Source organism: Methylibium sp. T29-B (genome assembly GCF_000576225.1).
GTDB classification, from domain to species: domain Bacteria; phylum Pseudomonadota; class Gammaproteobacteria; order Burkholderiales; family Burkholderiaceae_C; genus Methylibium; species Methylibium petroleiphilum.
The window spans coordinates 1-16,367 of sequence record NZ_AZSN01000017.1 but is presented as its reverse complement, the minus strand read 5'-3'; the positions used below and the strand labels follow the sequence as shown (position 1 = coordinate 16,367).

General features: G+C 68.5%; 17 protein-coding genes and 3 pseudogenes. 4 read left to right on the top strand and 16 right to left on the bottom strand.

From position 1 onward, the window contains the following. Positions 1–2: 2 nt before the first annotated feature. From Y694_RS04810 to Y694_RS04770, 9 genes are all read right to left on the bottom strand, one after another. On the bottom strand, positions 3–827 hold the full coding sequence (locus Y694_RS04810) for an ABC transporter permease (protein WP_011828526.1): 825 nt from the start codon (positions 825–827) through the stop codon (positions 3–5). A gap of 3 nt (positions 828–830) precedes the next feature. Continuing rightward, complete coding sequence (locus Y694_RS04805; protein ID WP_011828525.1) at positions 831–1,697, bottom strand: ABC transporter ATP-binding protein; 867 nt, start codon at positions 1,695–1,697, stop codon at positions 831–833. A gap of 1 nt (position 1,698) precedes the next feature. Next, positions 1,699–2,517, bottom strand: coding sequence for an ABC transporter permease (locus Y694_RS04800; RefSeq protein WP_231497540.1), 819 nt, complete (start codon positions 2,515–2,517; stop codon positions 1,699–1,701). Next, entirely contained in the window at positions 2,472–3,032 is a 561-nt protein-coding gene (locus Y694_RS04795; protein WP_036230299.1) for a cyclic nucleotide-binding domain-containing protein, read from the bottom strand. The genes Y694_RS04800 and Y694_RS04795 overlap by 46 nt, the downstream gene beginning before the upstream one ends. 96 nt (positions 3,033–3,128) lie before the next feature. After that, positions 3,129–4,274: an NrtA/SsuA/CpmA family ABC transporter substrate-binding protein gene (locus tag Y694_RS04790; RefSeq protein ID WP_152543385.1), complete on the bottom strand. Its 1,146-nt coding sequence runs from the start codon at positions 4,272–4,274 to the stop codon at positions 3,129–3,131. A 127-nt stretch (positions 4,275–4,401) separates the two neighbouring features. Further along, positions 4,402–5,130 carry a cyclic nucleotide-binding domain-containing protein gene (locus tag Y694_RS04785; RefSeq protein WP_011828522.1) on the bottom strand — a complete coding sequence of 243 codons (729 nt, stop codon included), beginning with the start codon at positions 5,128–5,130 and terminating at the stop codon, positions 4,402–4,404. Between the two features lie 13 nt (positions 5,131–5,143). Then, positions 5,144–6,181, bottom strand: a complete 1,038-nt coding sequence (locus Y694_RS04780; RefSeq protein WP_011828521.1) for a 2Fe-2S iron-sulfur cluster-binding protein — start codon at positions 6,179–6,181, stop codon at positions 5,144–5,146. A 22-nt stretch (positions 6,182–6,203) separates the two neighbouring features. After that, on the bottom strand, positions 6,204–6,665 hold the full coding sequence (locus tag Y694_RS04775; protein WP_011828520.1) for an aromatic-ring-hydroxylating dioxygenase subunit beta: 462 nt from the start codon (positions 6,663–6,665) through the stop codon (positions 6,204–6,206). A 27-nt stretch (positions 6,666–6,692) separates the two neighbouring features. Beyond that, positions 6,693–7,904, bottom strand: a complete 1,212-nt coding sequence (locus Y694_RS04770) for an aromatic ring-hydroxylating dioxygenase subunit alpha (RefSeq protein ID WP_036230297.1) — start codon at positions 7,902–7,904, stop codon at positions 6,693–6,695. A 374-nt stretch (positions 7,905–8,278) separates the two neighbouring features. Here Y694_RS04770 and Y694_RS25475 point away from each other — a divergent pair. The 3 genes and pseudogenes from Y694_RS25475 to Y694_RS04760 form a co-directional block, all read left to right on the top strand. Continuing rightward, positions 8,279–9,408: pseudogene (locus tag Y694_RS25475) on the top strand (SulP family inorganic anion transporter); the annotation flags it as partial. A gap of 123 nt (positions 9,409–9,531) precedes the next feature. Continuing rightward, a complete protein-coding gene (locus tag Y694_RS25470; RefSeq protein ID WP_310732199.1) occupies positions 9,532–10,068 on the top strand; it encodes a sodium-independent anion transporter in 537 nt (178 codons plus the stop codon). Next, a complete protein-coding gene (locus Y694_RS04760) occupies positions 10,068–10,808 on the top strand; it encodes a sulfite exporter TauE/SafE family protein (RefSeq protein WP_148210889.1) in 741 nt (246 codons plus the stop codon). Before Y694_RS25470 ends, Y694_RS04760 begins: the two co-directional genes overlap by 1 nt. Before the next feature lie 25 nt (positions 10,809–10,833). Here the strand turns inward: Y694_RS04760 and Y694_RS04755 are convergent, their stop codons facing one another. Genes Y694_RS04755 through Y694_RS04745 form a run of 3 tightly spaced genes read right to left on the bottom strand, consistent with a single transcriptional unit; the run spans position 10,834 to position 13,751 of the window. Further along, positions 10,834–11,292, bottom strand: a complete 459-nt coding sequence (locus Y694_RS04755) for a cyclic nucleotide-binding domain-containing protein (RefSeq protein WP_036230295.1) — start codon at positions 11,290–11,292, stop codon at positions 10,834–10,836. Positions 11,293–11,310: 18 nt separating this feature from the next. Further along, positions 11,311–12,759, bottom strand: a complete 1,449-nt coding sequence (locus tag Y694_RS04750) for a sigma-54 dependent transcriptional regulator (RefSeq protein ID WP_036230293.1) — start codon at positions 12,757–12,759, stop codon at positions 11,311–11,313. After that, positions 12,756–13,751 (bottom strand): sensor histidine kinase, encoded by a 996-nt coding sequence (locus Y694_RS04745; protein ID WP_036230291.1) that lies wholly within the window; start codon positions 13,749–13,751, stop codon positions 12,756–12,758. Before Y694_RS04745 ends, Y694_RS04750 begins: the two co-directional genes overlap by 4 nt. 223 nt (positions 13,752–13,974) lie before the next feature. Between Y694_RS04745 and Y694_RS25465 the strand changes: the two are divergent. Beyond that, positions 13,975–14,478, top strand: a pseudogene (locus tag Y694_RS25465) (TetR/AcrR family transcriptional regulator); the annotation flags it as partial. Between the two features lie 115 nt (positions 14,479–14,593). Here the strand turns inward: Y694_RS25465 and Y694_RS04735 are convergent. The 4 genes and pseudogenes from Y694_RS04735 to Y694_RS25450 form a co-directional block, all read right to left on the bottom strand. After that, positions 14,594–15,202 carry a c-type cytochrome gene (locus tag Y694_RS04735; protein WP_036230289.1) on the bottom strand — a complete coding sequence of 203 codons (609 nt, stop codon included), beginning with the start codon at positions 15,200–15,202 and terminating at the stop codon, positions 14,594–14,596. Continuing rightward, positions 15,189–15,557, bottom strand: a complete 369-nt coding sequence (locus tag Y694_RS25460; protein WP_231497539.1) for a hypothetical protein — start codon at positions 15,555–15,557, stop codon at positions 15,189–15,191. Before Y694_RS25460 ends, Y694_RS04735 begins: the two co-directional genes overlap by 14 nt. After that, entirely contained in the window at positions 15,551–16,075 is a 525-nt protein-coding gene (locus Y694_RS25455) for a molybdopterin-dependent oxidoreductase (RefSeq protein ID WP_231497538.1), read from the bottom strand. The genes Y694_RS25460 and Y694_RS25455 overlap by 7 nt, the downstream gene beginning before the upstream one ends. Further along, positions 16,069–16,367: pseudogene (locus tag Y694_RS25450) on the bottom strand (sulfite dehydrogenase); the annotation flags it as partial. The pseudogene Y694_RS25450 and the gene Y694_RS25455, both read right to left, overlap by 7 nt.

The following is a 16,367-nucleotide window of genomic DNA, read 5'->3' as shown; positions in this document are numbered from 1 at the left end:
CCTCAACGCTGTTTCAACCAGGGCGTGACCAGTCCGCCGAGCGCGCGCAGCGCCTCGCTGCAGGCGAAGCCCGCGATGCCGATGCTGATCATGCCGACGACGATCTGCTCGTACGAACCGCCCACGTACGAGTTCCAGATGAAGAAGCCCAGTCCCCCGCCTTCGGCGCTCTTGCCGCCCCCGGAGATCATCTCGGCCGCCACCACCACCTCCCAGGTGATGCCCATGCCCACCGCGGAGCCGACCACGATCGACGGCAGCGTGGCCGGCAGCACCACGCGGCGGAAGATGTCCCACTGCGACGCGCCCATCGCCTGCGCCGCCTGGAAGTAGCGCACGTCGATCGACTTGGCCCCGCCGACGACGTTGATGACGATGGTGAAGAAGGCGCCGAGGAAGGTCACGAAGGCGATCGACATCTCGGCCGTGGGCCAGAAGATGATCGAGGCCGGCACCCAGGCCAGCGGCGGGATCGGCCGCAGCAGCTCGAAGCTCGGGAACACGACGCCGTGCACCGCCTTGCTCACGGCCATCATCAGGCCCAGCGGGATGCCGATCAGCATCGCCGCGCCGAAGCCCGCGAGCACCCGGACCAGGCTGAGGTACCAGCTCTCCCAGTAGCCGGCGTTGCCCAGCAGGCCCGCCCAGGCCTTGAGCACGCCGCTGGGCGCCGGCACCTGGCCGATCCAGGGCAGCGCGAAGCCCAGCCATTCGGGCGAGCGCGCGCCCAGTTCCCACAGGATGACGAAGGCCGTCAGCGCGATGATCGCGCGCAGCGTCGAGCGGCTCAGCACGCGCTGGCGAAACCGGGTGATGCCATGGCTCATGGTTCAGCCCTCCTTCTCGCCGGCCGCGAAGGACTTCTTCGCTTCCTCGTGCACGATCGCACTGGTCTCCTCCATCAGCTCGCGGAAGCGCGGGCTGGTCAGCACGCTGTAGTCGCGCGGATGGGGAATGTCGACATCGAGGATCTTCTTCGGCCGGCACGGCCGCGAGGTCATGATCACCAGCCGGTGCCCGAGGAAGATGGCCTCCTCGAGGTCGTGGGTGATGAAGAAGATCGTGACCTTGTTCTTGTAGTAGATCTCCAGCAGCGCCTCGTGCATGACCGACTTGGTCAGCGAGTCGAGCGCTCGGTAGGGCTCGTCGAACAGCAGCACCTTCGGGTCGTTCATCAGCGCGCGCACGATCTCCACGCGCCGGCGCAGCCCCGACGACACCTCGCCGGGGTAGTTGTTCTCGGTGCCGCTCAGGCCGGCATCGGCCATCATGCGACGGGCCTTCTCGTAGATCTCCTTCTTGCCCATCTTCCCCTGCATCAGCGGGCCGAAGGCGACGTTCTCGAGGTTGGTCTTCCACGGGAACAGCGCGCCGTTCTGGAACACCACGATGCGGTCCGAGCCCGGCTCGGCCTTGGGCTTGCCGGGACCGCACAGCACCTCGCCGTCCATCGTGATCGTGCCCGAGCTGATGCTGTGGAAGCCCGCGATCGCGTTGAGCAGCGTGGTCTTGCCGCAGCCCGAGGGCCCGACGATCATGCAGATCTCACCGGCCGCGATGTCGAGCGTGCAATGGTCCACCGCCATCACGGCCGCGCCGTCGGGGTCGTAGACCTTGACGACATCGTCGATGCGGATCGCGCCCTGCGTGGCGGCCCGGCCGCCGGACTGGCGCTGTCTTTCCTGGGTGGTGTTCATCTCAGCGTCCTCCCAACGCCAGCTCGCGCACGCGCCACTGCATCATCATGTCGCCCACCACACGCACCATGGCGCTGGTCACGTAGCCCACCGCACCGAGCGTGACCATGCCGATCACGATCGTCGGGTACTGCACCATCGTGTACGAGGTGTTGATCACATAGCCCAGGCCGAACTCGCCCGAGACCATCTCGCCGGCCACCAGCGAGAACCACGCGACCCCGACCGAGATCTGCAGCCCCGTGAAGATGTAGGGCATGGAACCCGGCACGATGACCTCGCGGAACACCTGCCACTTGCTCGCGCCCAGGCAGTAGGCCGCGCGGCTGTAGGACTCGTCGATCGACTCGACGCCGAGCATGGTGTTGAGCGCCGTGGCGAAGAACGAGGCCAGGAAGGTCAGGAAGATCACCGGCGTCTCGGTGCCCGAGAACATCAGGATCGCCAGCGGCACCCACGCCAGGATGGGGATCGGCCGCAGCGTCTCGAAGATCGGGAACACGTACTCGCGGAAGGTCTTCGACCAGCCGAGAAAGAGCCCGAGCGGCACGCCCAGCCCGGTGGCCAGGAAGAAGGCGGTGGCGACCCGCCGCACGCTGGCCCAGATGTGGTCGTAGTACTCCGGCGTGTAGATCGAGAGCCCGTACACCGGATGGCGGTTGAACATCTCGGTGAACACCGTCGTCAGGCCCGGCATGTCCCGAAAGCGCGGCAGCTTCCAGACCTCGACCGTGAAGTACCAGAAGCCCAGCAGCATGGCGTAGCCGGCCAGCATCATGTAGGGCTTGGGGCTCTTGAGCCACTGCGAGAGGCGGAACATCGTGCGCGCCCAGCCGTCGCCGCCTCCACCGCCCTGCGCCGCGCCGGAGTCGGCTGCGCCGAATGCGGCACCCGCGCCGCGACCGACGGCGACGCCGAGAACTCGCGGGTGATCATGGTCGCGAAACGACTCATCACCACGTCGCCGCGCGCCGGAGACTGCTTGATCAGCGCCATCAGCGCCCCGCCGTTGATGCGGATGGCCTCGGTACGCTCCAGGCACACCGTCCGGGCCATGCGGCGATTGCGACCGGTCAGTACGGCCGCCCAGCCGAACACGTCGCCCGGGCGCATCACCTTCTCGAGCAGTTCGCCGCCGGCTTCGCTGCGCAGGGCGTGGTTCACGCTGCCGGAGGCGACGATGTAGACATCGTCGGCCTCTTCGTCGAGGTCGTAGATCATGTCGCCACGCGCATACGACTTCAGCTTCGACAGCTTCACGATCTCCTGAAGCATCTCCGGCGGTACCGTCTGGAACGGCATGGCTCGCTTGAGCACCGCACCGATGTGATCCATGCATCCTCCTGAATGGGGCCGAGTGGCGGCACCGCCTGCGGCCCCTGGCCGCGGCGATGACCGGCTGCTCTCTCTCGATCGGGGCCGAACGGCCGGCTACTTCTTGCCGTACTCGCTGTCGGGCATGGACTTGACCTCACCGATCGGCGAACTCAGGTTGCGCTCCTTGAGCACCTGCGCCGCCATGTCGTTCATCAGCGCGTCGGCGCGCAGCTTCTCGACGTTGATGCTCTTGATGGAGAACAGGAAGGCCGCGGACTGGTTGATCTGCGCCACCACGTCGGGCGTCAGCGTGAAGGGCATCTGCATGCGCACCGGGATCCCGCCGATCTCGGCAGGGTACTGGCCGTAGAGGGAGTGCCACAGCATCTTCTCGGTGAAGCCGGTCGCCTGCTGCGCGGCCATCGCCGCCACCTCCATCGCGTTCTTCGGGTCGGCGAGGAACAGCTGGGCGTCGAGCTCGGCGTTCAGCCAGGCCTTGGCGACGTCGGGACGCTGCTTGATCAGGTCGGCCCGCATGGCCAGGAAGCCGGCGTCCTTCTCGTTGACCGTCGCGCCGCTGGCGATGCGCCGCGCCAGCCCCTCCTCCACCAGCCGCGAGGCGGTGGGCTCCCAGATCGCCGCGGCATCGAGCTTGCCGGCGCGGAAGCCGCTGGTGATGACCTCGATGTTCTGGTTCATGATGGCCGCCGGCGCGACGCCCTCCTTGCGGAAGGCCTCCTTCGCGAAACGGTCGGCACAGCTGCCCAGCGGGATGCCGATGCGCTTGCCCTCGAGCCACTTGACGCCTTCCTTGCCGTTGCCGAACTTGGGCGCGTCGTTGCGGGCCAGCAGGATGTTGCACTGGTCGAAGCCGACGCCGAGCGTCGCGACGATGCGGATGTCCGCCACCGACTCCTTGGTGGTCGAGACGATCGCCGGCATGTCGCCCATGTAGCCGATGTGCTGCTTGCCGGCCAGCATGGCGTTGACGATCACCGCGCCCTGCAGGCCGATCGAGAAGTCGACCGTGGAGCCCTTGGGCAGGTACTTCTCGTAGAACTTCTTGCCCCGCATGACCACGCCGGACCACGACTGGGTGTAGTACGGCTGGTAGCCGATCACCAGTTGGACCGGATCACCCGGCTTGCCGTAGTCGAGGTCGGCGGCGAGCGCCGTCGAAGGAGCCCCGATGCCGAGGCCGCAAGCCACCGCCATCGCTGCGGCGGCCGCGCGTACACGCTGATTCATCCAGAACGTCATGCTTGTCTCCTTGTTGGTTCATGCGGTGCCCGCGCAGCGGGCCCGGTTTTATCGGACCATTCGACTCCCTCTGCGGGCTTCCTTGTTGTTGCTTGCCTTCCTTGCGTCGGTTCCCGTGCGGCGCGGTTCACTTGCCGCCCTGCGTGCGCAGATGCCGCGTGATCAGCGTCGAGAGCTGGCGCATCACGAGGAAGCCTGCCGCCGGCTCCTCCGCCAGCACCTTCAGGACGTCCTCGCCCTTGAGCCGCAGGAACGTGGACGGCTCCATGCAGGTGGCGCGGGCGATGCGGCGCGGCTGGTCCTGCAGCAGCGCGGCCCACCCGAACATCTCGCCCTTGCGCAGCATGAAGCCCGCCATGCGCGTGCGGTCCTCGCGGCCGATCTCGAACTCCACGCGGCCCGATTCGAGGATGTAGAGGTCGTCGGCCGGATCGCCGATGTCGTACAGCGCCGCCGCCACGCCGTGCTCCTCCCGCCGCGCCAGGGCGTCGAGCCGCCCGATCACCGCGTCGGAGATGCCCTTGAACAGCTCGCAGGCCCGCAGCGCACTGGACTGCAGCACGAAGATCTCGCCGTCGACGTGCTCGATCTCGTAGCGCTCCAGCGGCGCCTCGGCCAGCCCGAGGGCCTCGCCCGTCTTCACGTCCCACTGCCACAGGTGCTGGTGGCAGGTGAGCGTGCTGCCGTCGAAGAAGCCCTCGTCGAGGCACACGTCCTGGTGCGGGCACAGGCCCTGGAAGGCGTGGAATTGGTCGCCGCTGTTCACCACCAGGACCTTGCTGCCCGTGGCCGTGTCGTAGCACTTCATCCCCTGGCCGGGGATCTCGCTGGCGCTGCAGATGCGGATGCGCTTCATGGGGGGCCCGTCGTCAGCTGAACTTGTCGTAGCGGATGTTGTCGGTCGACACGCGCGCCATCAGCAGCATGCGCACGCAGGCGTCCACCGCCGGCGGCGGCCCGGCCAGGTAGGCACGCACGCCCTGATAGCGCCCCTGCATGCCACGGCCGGCCACCTCGTGCACGAAGCCGGTCTCGAACTGCAGCAGCGGATGGCTCGCCCGCAACGCGTCGGACGCCGGCTCCTCGGAGAACGCGATCGTGACGCGCAGTCGCTCGCCACAGGCGGCGCGCAGGCGGCTGAACTCGTCGAGGAAGAACGCGTCCTTCATCGAGCGCACGCCGAAGAAGACGTCGCCGTCGTGGCTGGCGAAGTAGTCGGCCCGCGCGGCCCGCTCCAGGATCGACATCATCCCGGCGATGCCGCTGCCGCCAGCGATGCAGAGGATGTTCTTGTCGAGCTCCGGATAGAAGGTGGCCGCGCCGAGCGGACCGAACAGCTCGACCGCGGTGCCGGCCGGCGTGGCCGAGAACAGCCAGTCCGACAGCTTCCCGTCGGGCTTCTTCTTGATGACGAAGTCGAGCTCGAGGGCGTCCTTCGCGTGGTTCACCATCGACCAGCCGCGGTAGCCGTCGATCCCCGGCACCTGGACCAGCACGAACTGCCCGGCGTCGAACGACAGCGGTGCGGCCAGCGCGATGCGCAGCGACATCACGTCGTGCGTCAGCAGCCGGGCGGCGACGATGCGCCCGGACGCGGCGCGCGGGATGCAGACATCGGGCTCGAGGTCCTCGACGAAGCTCGCCACCTCGATCGACAGCGGGCCGCGCGCGGCGCACTGGCACATCAGGAACTCGTCGGCCTGCTTCAGGTACTTGCGGCCGGGCGCCTCGGGCCACAGGTCGTCGATCTCGCCCGACAGCAGCCGCGCCTTGCAGGTGCCGCAGGTGCCGCTGCCGCACTCGTAGGGCAGGTCGATGGCCTGGCCGAGCCCGGCGTACAGCACCCGGCTGCCCGGCTCGGCGTCGAACGCGTGGGCGCGGTTGCGCGCCTTGACTTCGATCTTCATGGGGTGGCTCCGTGGCCGGCGCTCAGATCGGGATGTGGTAGCCGAAGCCGAGCATCCGCGTGTCGAGCCGCACGTTGCGCTCGAGCATCCGCGGGCCCTCGGCGCCGAGCGCGACCCGGTCGTAGATCTTGCCGACCGCGAACAGCTCGGTCGTGCCGCCGTCCAGCGTGGTGCGGTAGGCCTGCACGGTGCTCACCACCTCGGCCTGCGCCGCGCCGTCGTCGAGCTTCACCGTGTACACGCAGACGTGGCGGGTCATCGGCGACTGGTCGCTGTTGTGCCGCGGCAGGTTGGTGAACAGCGTCTTCAGGCCCGGCTTGTCGTGCTCCAGCCAGGTCATCTCCTTGCGGATCTCGGGGCTGTAGGCGGTGATCCGGTACACGTAGGCCGGATCGCAGAGTTCGAGGTAGGCGTCGAACTTCTTCTCGTCCAGGGTCATGGCCGAGCGGCTGATCAGTTCGGTGATGGCGGTGCGTGTGTCCACGGTGTTCCTCGCGTCGGTGGTCCGGACTCAGGCGGCGGCCTGGGCCGTGCCGGCCTTGCCGTGCGGGTCATGGGCCATGCGGCCCATGCGGCGACTCCATTCCGCATAGAAGTGGCGCATGCCGCCTTCGTCGTGGATGGTCATGTTCTCCTCGCGCCCGTGCAGCACCCACTTGCTGTCGGTGCGGTCGCGCATCGCCAGCCCCTGGCCATGCACCCCAAGCAGGTCCTCGTGCAGGTTGCGACCGAACGGCCCCCAGATGGTGTTGTGGTCGCGGATGCGCTCGGCCCGCTCTTCGGGCGTGTCGCTCTTGAGGCCCAGACCGCGGAACTCGATCAGCAGCTTGTTCGGCCCCAGCGGGATCGCCGTGTCCATCCGCAGCACCGAGGTGCGCAGGTTGAACGTCATGCCCGGGAAGATGTCGATCAGCACCCAGCCTCCCGGCGCCAGGCCGGGCCAGCCCACGCCGCGCGCCTTGCTGCCCTCGTAGGCGTCGTACTTGATCGCCATCGAGCCGACCGAGGCGTGGCCGTTGGGGTAGCCGGTGTACTTCCGATCGAAATAGCCGGGCTGGATCATCCCGGTGATGCGATTGAAGTAGTGCATGTAATCGTGATAGAACTCGCTGTTCGTGTCGTGCCACAGCTTGTAGTTCGTGTTGACCACGGCCTTGTGATAGTGGAAGACCTCGAGCGGCATGTTCAGCTGCTCGTCGAGCATGCTCATCGAGTCGCCGATGTACTCACCGAGCGATGAGCACTGGTCATCCACGTTGACCCACACGAAGCCGCCGTAGCCGATCTCGGTCTTCACCTCGCGCAGGCCGGCCTGCTCGCAGCCGTAGCGGTCCTGGTAGCCCTGCTTGCCGCGCGAGATGTCGATGCAGTTGCCCTTCACGTCGAACGACCATGCATGGAAGATGCAGGTGATGCGCTTGGCATTGCCCACCGGCTCGTAGAGCAGCGTGTTGCCGCGGTGCGGACAGATGTTGTAGAAGCTGCGGACCTTCATGTCCTCGCCGCGCACCACGATCAGCGGCGCGCCGCCCGGGTGGTTGAAGGTGCGGTAGTCGTAGGCGTTCTGCAGCTCCGACTCGTGGCACGCAATGATCCACACCTTGTTGAAGATCAGCTCCTGCTCCTGCCGGAAGATCTGCTCGTCGGTGTAGATGTCGGTGCTGACGAAGTGGGTGTCGGGGAAATTGGGGCGTTGCTGCCACTCGGTTGCATTGCGCGACATGCGGCTCTCCGTGAGTTGCGAAGACAGGGATGACACAGCGCTCGAGGTCACCGCTGCGTCCGTGACGACACCTTCATTGCACGGTCCGTGCCCAAGGGAAAAATCGCGGTTTCCGGGCCGCGCGGAGGCCGAAATCGCGCTTCATCGAACCGATGTTGCGGCGCTTCCAAGGGTTTCCATCAGCGCGCTGGACCGACCGACGTTTCACAGCGAAACCGGCGACCGTTTCCATTCGAAACGCGCACGTGCCGATGCGCCGCGATGTCCACGCTGGCGTGCGTGGCACCAACTTTGCTGAACGAGGCGCTGGCGATGCGACGACGTGAGGGCGGCGCGCATCGCACCGCCCTCACGCGCGTCCCAACGAAAGCACCATGGCAACGACCGACCGCTGGCTCGCAAGGCTCCTGCCCATGCTGCAGTGGTGGCCGATGGTGAACCGGCGCAGCCTGCGCGCGGACCTGCTCGCCGGACTCACGGGCACCATCATCCTGGTGCCGCAGGCGGTCGCCTACGCCAGCATCGCCGGGCTGCCGCCGGCCTATGGCCTCTACACCGCGATCGTGCCGGTGATCGTGGCCGCGCTGTTCGGCTCGTCGCTGCATCTCGTGTCCGGCCCCACCGCCGCGCTGTCGATCGTCATCTTCGCGACGCTCAGCCCGCTGGCCGAGCCGGGCAGCGCGGCCTACATCCAGCTCGCGCTGAGCCTCACCTTCATGACGGGGCTGCTGATGCTGGCGATGGGGCTGGCGCGCCTCGGCGTGCTGGTGAACTTCATCTCGCACAGCGTGGTGATCGGATTCACCGCCGGCGCCGCGGTGCTGATCGCCACCAGCCAGCTGAAGAACTTCTTCGGCATCACCGCGCCGGCCAGCGCCTCGTTCATCGAGACCCTGCGCCTGTTCGTGCAGCGCCTGCCGGACACCAACGTCCACGTGCTGAGCGTGGGCATCGTCACGCTGCTGGCCGCGGTGGGCACGCGCACCTGGCTGCCGCGCGCGCCGCACATGATCGTCGCCATGGCGGTCGGCAGCCTGCATGCGCTGGCGCTGACCGCGCTGTTCGGCCCGCAGACGGGCATCGCGATGGTGTCGGCCATCCCGCGCAGCCTGCCGCCGCTGTCGATGCCGATCCTTCGGGTGAGACCCTGAGGCAGCTCGCACCGATCGCGCTGGCGCTCGCGATGCTCTCGCTCACCGAGGCGGTGGCCATCGCGCGCGCGATCGCGCTCAAGTCGGGGCAGCGCATCGACAGCAGCCAGGAGTTCATCGGCCAGGGCCTCGCCAACGTGGTCGGCAGCTTCGCCTCGAGCTATGTCTCCAGTGGCTCGTTCACGCGCAGCGGGGTCAACCACACAGCCGGCGCGAAGACGCCGCTGGCGCCGGTGTTCTCGGCGCTGTTCCTGGTGCTGACGCTGGTGGCGCTGGCGCCGCTGGTGCGCTACCTGCCGATCGCGTCGATGGCGGCGATCCTGCTCGTCGTCGCGTACTCGCTGGTCGACGTACACCACATCCGCGGCATCCTGCGGACCAGTCGCGCCGAGGCTGCGGTGCTGGCGGCGACGTTCCTCGCCACCCTGTTCCTGCACCTCGAGTTCGCCATCTACGTCGGCGTGCTGCTGTCGCTGATGGTGTTCCTGGAGCGCACCGCCCGGCCGGAGATCCGCGACGCGGTCCCGGCGCCGGGCGCGCACAGCTACCACTTCGTGCCGCAGACCGACGAGCCCGACTGCTGCCAGCTGAAGATGGTCTTCATCGACGGGCCCATCTACTTCGGCGCCGTCGATCACGTGCAGCGCCGGCTGCGCGACATCGACGCGGCCGATCCCGGCCACAAGCACCTGCTCGTGCTGGCGCCGGGCATCAACTTCATCGACAGCTCGGGGGCCGAGCTGCTGGGCCAGGAGGCGCGCCGACGGCGCCAGCTCGGCGGCGGCCTGTACTTCCACCGCCTGCACCCGTCGGCCGTCGACGTGCTGGCGCGCTCTGGCCACCTCGACGCCATCGGCCGCGAGAACCTGCATGCGATCGGCAGCAACGTGATCGACGCCCTCTACCCGCGGCTGGACCCGCAGATCTGCCGCCACTGCCCGGCCCGCATCTTCAGCCAGTGCCAGCGCACGCTGCCCGACGGCACACCGCGCGAGCCGGCCGGCACCCCATGATGGCCGGGCTGATCGCGGTCGCGCTGGTCGTCGGCGTGCTGATCGGCGCCGTGGGAGTGGGTGGCATCCTGCTGATCCCGGCGCTCAACCTGCTGGCGCCGCTGCCCATCCAGGCGTCGATGGCCACGGCCCTCTTCACCTTCATCTTCACCGGCATCGTCGGCACCTGGTTCTTCCAACGGCGCGGCAGCATCGACTGGTCGGTGACGCTGCCGCTGTGCGTGGGCGGCGCGCTGTTCGGCGCGGTCGGCGCCTGGGCCAACGCTCTGCTCGATGCCCACCTGCTCGGGCTGGTGCTGGCCGTGCTGATCGTGCTGGCCGGTGTCTACACGCTGCTCGGGGGCGGCGCACGACGCCGCACCGCCTTCGAGGGTCGGCCGCAGTGGCGGCGCGCGCTGCTGTTCGGCATCGGCGCGCTCACCGGCTTCGGATCCGGGCTCACCGGCGTGGGCGGTCCGGCGCTGTCCGTGCCGATGATGGTGCTGAGCGGCTTCGCGCCGCTGACCGCGATCGGCGCCAGCCAGGTGGTGCAGATCCTGGCGTCGGTCTCGGGCAGCGTGGGCCACTTGGCGCACGGCATCGTGGACCTCGAACTCGCCGCGCTGCTGACGGTGTTCGAGGTGGCCGGCGTGTGGATCGGCGTGCATCTCGCGCACGCCGTCGATGCCGCGCTGCTGCGCCGCGCCGTGGGCGCGCTGTGCGTCGCGGTCGGAGCCGGCCTGCTGCTGCGCGCGCTGTAGCGCGTCGGCCGCGCGGGGCTCTGCGTCAACCGCCGGCGAAGGCCGTCAGCGTGCCGGAGATGATGCGGTTGAGCTGGGTCATCAGGCGGTAGCCCAGCGTGTGATCCTGCTCCATCAGACCGAGCAGGCCGTTGCCGTCGATCGCCAGGAAGCTGCAGGGCGTGAGGCAGGTGGCGGTGGCGATGCGCAGGTTGCAGCTCGGCGTGAGCGCCGCCCAGCCGAACACCTCGCCGCGCCGCAGCATGTTGCCGGCACTCGCGTTGCGCTCGCCGTAGCCCACCGCGAGCCGGACCATGCCGCGCACCAGCACATAGACCAGGCTGGCCGGTTCGCCGACCCGGTAGACCTGCTGCCCCTCGCTGCAGTGCTGCACCTCGCTGAGCAGCGCGATGCGCTCGAGCTGGCGCGCGGTCAGGCCCTGGAAGAAACCCGTCTGCGCGAGGATCAGGTTCGGTGTCAGCAGTTCGGCGGATTCGTTCGACATGGCTGCTTTCCGTGCGGTTCACTGAACGCGGTGGAGGTGGTCTAGCTCGTCGCCGGCCGGTGCGCGCTCGCGCTGCCGGTGCAGGCCCCAGTTGCGGCGGCGCATCCAGAGCGCCTTGCGGCCGATGCCGAGCATCGCCGCAAGCTCGGCCTCGCCGTGCCGGTCCTGGTAGAGCAGCACGACTTCCTTGATGTACTCCTCCACCGACAGGGGCAACCCGCTGCCCAGCGGCAGGTGGGTCTCCTTGGCCGGCAGCGCGATCGTTTCCTCCAGGTCGGCGGCGCTCAGGATGTCGGCATCGGCCAGGATCACCGCGCGCTCGATCACGTTCTGGAGCTCGCGCACGTTGCCGGGCCAGGAGTGGCGGTGCAGGAAGTCGATGAAGTCCCGGTCCATGCCGCTGACCCGGCTGCCGAACTTGCGGCTGAACAACTGCATGAAGTGGCGCGCGAGCAGCTCGATGTCGGCCCCGCGCTCGCGCAGCGGCGGCACGTGGATCGTGATGACGTTCAGGCGGTAGTAGAGGTCGGCGCGGAAGCTGCCGCTCTCGGCGCTCTCCTTCAGGTTGCGGTTGCTCGCCGCGAGGAAGCGCGTGTCGGTGATGTAGCTCTGTCCCGAACCGAGCGGTCGCACCTGGCGCTCCTGCAGCACCCGCAGCAGCTTCACCTGCACGTTGAGCGGCATCTCCGAGATCTCGTCGAGGAACAGCGTCCCGCCGCTGGCTTCGCGGATCAGGCCCTCGCTGGCCGAGGCCGCGCCCGTGTAGGCGCCCTTGACGTGGCCGAACAGCTCGGACTCGATCAGCTCGGCCGGAATGGCCCCGCAGTTCACCGCGACGAACGGCCGGTGCGCCCGATTGCCGCCGAAGTGGATGGCCTGGGCCACCAGTTCCTTGCCGGTGCCGCTCTCGCCCTGGATCAGCACGTTGGCCTCGGTGGCGGCCACGCGCTGGATCATGCCCAGCAGGCGCTTGACGCCGTCGCTCTCGCCGATGATGGCGTTCTGGGAATAGGCCTTGCGCAGGCTGCGCTTGAGGGCCACGTTCTCCATGCGGGTGCGGCGCTCGCCGAGCGCCCGCTCCACCGAGAACAGGAAGTCGTCGTTGTCGAAGGGCTTGATCACGTAGTCGTTGGCGCCCAGGCGCAACGCCTCGATCGCACTCTCGACCGACGAGAAGCTGGTCATCAGGATCACCTGCGTCTCGGGGTTGGCCGCCTTGCTGGCCGCCACGATGTCCAGCCCGCTGGCGTCGGGCAGGCGCAGGTCGGTGATGACCATGTCGAACTCGCGGCTGCGGAGCTGCGCCAGGCCCTCGCCGCCGGTGCGCGTGATCACGCAGGTGTAGCCGGCGCGCTGCAGCAGCATCTCGACGCAGTCGCCGATGCCGTGGTCGTCGTCGATCACGAGCACCTGTTCCGACGGCCGCCGTGCCTCGGCCGGTGCTTCCCTGCGGGGCTGGCTGCTCATGCGCGTTCCCTGGGCAGCGCGACGCAGAACGTGGCGCCCTCGCTGCCGGTGTGTCGCAGCGAGAGGCTGCCGCCGTGCTCGTGGGCGATCTCGGTGCTGATCGCCAGCCCGAGCCCGGTGCCGTGCATGCTGGACTTGGTGGTGAAGAAGGGTTCGAAGATGCGGCCCACGGCCTCGGCCGGCACGCCCGGGCCGGTGTCACCGACCAGCACTTCGACCATCGGGCCGGCCTCGCGGGTCTCGATGCGCAGCGTGCCGCGGCCCGCCATCGCCTGAGCGGCATTGACGAACAGGTTCAGGAAGATCTCGCGGATCTGCCCCGTGTTGCCGAACACCTTCAGGCCCGCGTCGCGGCGCAGGTACTGCAGCTCCACGTCGCGCAGCAGGTCGTCCTGGCGCAGCACGTAGAGCGCCTCCTCGATGGCCTCGTCGACCGCGAAGCCGTAGCGCGGCTCGTCACCGACGCGCGAGAACTTCACCAGCCGCCGCGAGATGTCGAGGATGCGCTTGACGTTGACCGCGATGTTGTCGAAGCCCTTGTCCAGCAGCGCCGGGCTCGGCTGCTTCTCGGACCGCAGGATCTGCACGATGGAGTGCAGCGAGGTGAGCGGGTTCGTGATCTCGTGGCAGACGCCCGCCACCATGAAGCCCAGCGCCGCGAGCCGTGCCGTCTGCAGGTCGGAGGTCTGGAGCTGGCGCAGGTCGGTCTGGTCGACGATCACGAGGCTGGCCCCCCAGGGCGTGCGGCGCAGGAAGAGCCGCTCGTGCACCTGCGCCCCCGAGGGCAGCGTCCGCACGCTGTCGGCCTCCTGCGCGGCCGACCACGGCGGGCCGCCGCGCAACGACGCCAGGTAGTGCGGCGCACGCGCGCGCAGCGGCAGGTCGGAGTCGGACTCACCGTGGCCGTATTCGTCGCTCGCACCCAGCACCGCGGCGTCCTCGCCCAGCATCAGCATCGGCCACGGCGCGGCCGAGAAGATCTGTTCGAACACCTCGGCAAGATCGTACGTATGGCGCTGGGCTCTCATCGGTATCGGTCAATGGAACAGATGATGGCGGGGGCAGAACAGAGCGTATGGGCAGGCAGTGCACGCAGCAATAGAGAGCGACCCCCACGCACCGATCGGCGCTCGCGCCGACCCCGTATCGAAGGTGGAACAAACGGTACAGCGGCCTCTAGAATCCGGCTGTCGATTGCCGATTTCAGAACGACCGATGAACAAGAACAAGGCCCCCGCCGAAGCCTCCCAGCGCGATCGCATCCTCAAGACCGCGGCCCAACTGTTCGCGGCGCGCGGCTTCCACGCGGTCGGCATCGCCGAACTCGGCGACGCGGTCTCGCTCGGGCGCGGCGCGCTCTACCACCACATCCGCAGCAAGGAAGACCTGCTGTACGACATCAGCCGCGAGTACATCGTCGACCTGGCCGCGCACGCCGCCGAAGTGGCACGCAGCGAGCTGCCGCCGGCCGAGCGGCTGGTGCTGCTGGGCGACTACCTGATGCTGAAGATCGCGTCGCACCAGGCCGAGCTGACGGTGTGCTTCCGCGAGGTGCAGTCGCTCACCGGCGAGCGGCACCGCGAGGTGATGGCGCTGCACGCCCGCTACGAGGGTGCGTGGAAGAGCATCCTGGTCGATGGCGAACGCCAGGGCGTGTTCCGCCCCTACGACGCCATCGTGCTCAAGGGCCTGCTGGGCATGTACTTCTACAGCTACCTGTGGCTCAAGCCCTCGGGCCGCGTCGGGCCGCGGCAGATCGCCGAGCGCTCAACTCGATGCGCTGCGGGCGCTGGCCGCCTGACGCCGCGGTCCCGCGGCGCCCGGCAGCCGCCGTTCAGCGCGCCGCGCTCGAGATCGGCGGGCAGTCGCGCATGCACCGCGCGGCCCGGGTGTCGGGCCGATCGTCGACCAGGAAGCCGTCGCGGTTGGGCATGCGCACCGCAGCCAGCGTCTGTGCGCTCATCACCGCATCGGCCGGCACCAGCCCGTTGAGGTGCAGCAGGTAGCCGCTGACCGCGTAGGTCTCGTCGTTCGTCAGCGACTGCGGCGCGTTCATCGGCATCGCACGCCGCACGTAGTCGAACAGGATCGGCGCATACGGATACATGCTGCCCGGCGTGAGCACGCGGCGATCGGTCTTGAAGGAACCGATGCCGCCGACCATGGGCCCGAACACCGGCCCACCGGCCGCGGCGGCGCCATGGCAGGCGGCACACTTGGCGTCGAACACCGCCTTGCCCGCCGCGACCGAACCCGACCCCGGCGGCAGCCCCGCGCCGTCGGTGCCGCGCACGTCGATGTTCCAGGCCTGCAGTTCCTGCTCCGAGATCGCATGGCCGTGCGGCGAAGGCGCCGCCGCGTTCGGCGCGGCAGCCGGGACCGCGCAACCTGCCAGACAGCACGCGACGACGAGGCCGCACCACGACAATTCAGGCGATCGCATTCTTCACCTCCCCGGCGGCATCGATGGACCACGGGAAGATGCCGTTGTGGTGCTGCACGAAGCCGGTGATCGCGCGGACCTTCTTGATCTCTTCCACGGTGGGTTGCACATAACCCGTCGAGTCGACGGCACGACTGGCGATCGACGTCGGTCGACCGTCCCATTTCCAGCGCAGCCTGAAGCGGGTCAGGCACTTGTCGAGCACCGGCGGCTCCAGCGTGGCCTCCTGCCAGGTGCGCCCGCCATCGAGCGTCACGTCGACGGCGCGGATGCTGCCCTGCCCGGACCACGCGAAGCCCAGGATCTCGATCTCTCCGGGACGCACCGTCATGCCGCCCGACGGCGAGGTCACCACCGACTTGGCTCCATCGCGAAGCTGAACTGTCGCCACTTCCCGTCCGGCATCGGGTCGGTGTAGCGCGCCGTCTCGCTGCGCAGGTTCCAGGGTTGGTCACCCAGCTTGATGCGGCGCAGCCACTTGATGCTGACATTGCCCTCCCACCCCGGGATGAACAGGCGCAGCGGGTAGCCGTTCTCGGGTCGCAGCATCTCGCCGTTGGCGGCGTAGACGATGAGTGCGTCCTCCAGCATCTTCTGCATCGGGATGCTGCGCGCGTGCGCCGCGCCGTCGGCGCCCTCGGCCAGCGCCCAGGTCGCTCCGGGCATCACGCCGGCCTCCTGCAGCAGCGTCGACACCGGGATGCCCGTCCACTGCGCACACGACAGCATGCCGTGCGTCTGCTGCACGGTCTTCGACGCGGCCTTGAGCCAATCGGTCAGGCCGTTGCCGGAGCACTCCATGAAATAGAACTTCGACACCGACGGGTACTTCATCAGGTCGGACATCGTGAACACCAGCGGCTGCTTCACCATGCCGTGGATCGCGAAGCGTGCTCATCGGGGTTGATCTCCGGAACGCCGTTGTGGTGACGCTCGTAGATCAGCCCATTGGGCGTGACGGTGCCGTGCTGCTGGTGCAGCGGCGTCATGCTCCAGTCCGAGAAGTTCTGCTTGTTGACGAAGACATCGGTCCGGCGACGCTTCACGTGCGCCTCGAACTTCGACGGCATGCCGTACTCGCTCTCCGGCAGGGCCCGCCCCATCGCCAGGTTCGCGGCCGGCACCGTCAGCGGCGCGGCCGCGCTGCGGCCGGCGGCGAGCGCGG

What these genes read in the sequence shown, in the direction of transcription:
- Y694_RS04805 (WP_011828525.1), bottom strand. Translation starts at nt 1,697, where the DNA reads ATGAACACCACCCAGGAAAGACAGCGCCAGTCCGGCGGCCGGGCCGCC.
- Y694_RS04760 (WP_148210889.1), top strand. Translation starts at nt 10,068, where the DNA reads ATGGCCGGGCTGATCGCGGTCGCGCTGGTCGTCGGCGTGCTGATCGGC.
- Y694_RS04795 (WP_036230299.1), bottom strand. Translation starts at nt 3,032, where the DNA reads ATGGATCACATCGGTGCGGTGCTCAAGCGAGCCATGCCGTTCCAGACG.
- Y694_RS04810 (WP_011828526.1), bottom strand. Translation starts at nt 827, where the DNA reads ATGAGCCATGGCATCACCCGGTTTCGCCAGCGCGTGCTGAGCCGCTCG.
- Y694_RS04780 (WP_011828521.1), bottom strand. Translation starts at nt 6,181, where the DNA reads ATGAAGATCGAAGTCAAGGCGCGCAACCGCGCCCACGCGTTCGACGCC.
- Y694_RS25470 (WP_310732199.1), top strand. Translation starts at nt 9,532, where the DNA reads ATGGTGTTCCTGGAGCGCACCGCCCGGCCGGAGATCCGCGACGCGGTC.
- Y694_RS04785 (WP_011828522.1), bottom strand. Translation starts at nt 5,130, where the DNA reads ATGAAGCGCATCCGCATCTGCAGCGCCAGCGAGATCCCCGGCCAGGGG.
- Y694_RS04735 (WP_036230289.1), bottom strand. Translation starts at nt 15,202, where the DNA reads ATGCGATCGCCTGAATTGTCGTGGTGCGGCCTCGTCGTCGCGTGCTGT.
- Y694_RS04800 (WP_231497540.1), bottom strand. Translation starts at nt 2,517, where the DNA reads ATGTTCCGCCTCTCGCAGTGGCTCAAGAGCCCCAAGCCCTACATGATG.
- Y694_RS04755 (WP_036230295.1), bottom strand. Translation starts at nt 11,292, where the DNA reads ATGTCGAACGAATCCGCCGAACTGCTGACACCGAACCTGATCCTCGCG.
- Y694_RS04750 (WP_036230293.1), bottom strand. Translation starts at nt 12,759, where the DNA reads ATGAGCAGCCAGCCCCGCAGGGAAGCACCGGCCGAGGCACGGCGGCCG.
- Y694_RS04770 (WP_036230297.1), bottom strand. Translation starts at nt 7,904, where the DNA reads ATGTCGCGCAATGCAACCGAGTGGCAGCAACGCCCCAATTTCCCCGAC.
- Y694_RS25455 (WP_231497538.1), bottom strand. Translation starts at nt 16,075, where the DNA reads ATGGTGAAGCAGCCGCTGGTGTTCACGATGTCCGACCTGATGAAGTAC.
- Y694_RS04790 (WP_152543385.1), bottom strand. Translation starts at nt 4,274, where the DNA reads ATGACGTTCTGGATGAATCAGCGTGTACGCGCGGCCGCCGCAGCGATG.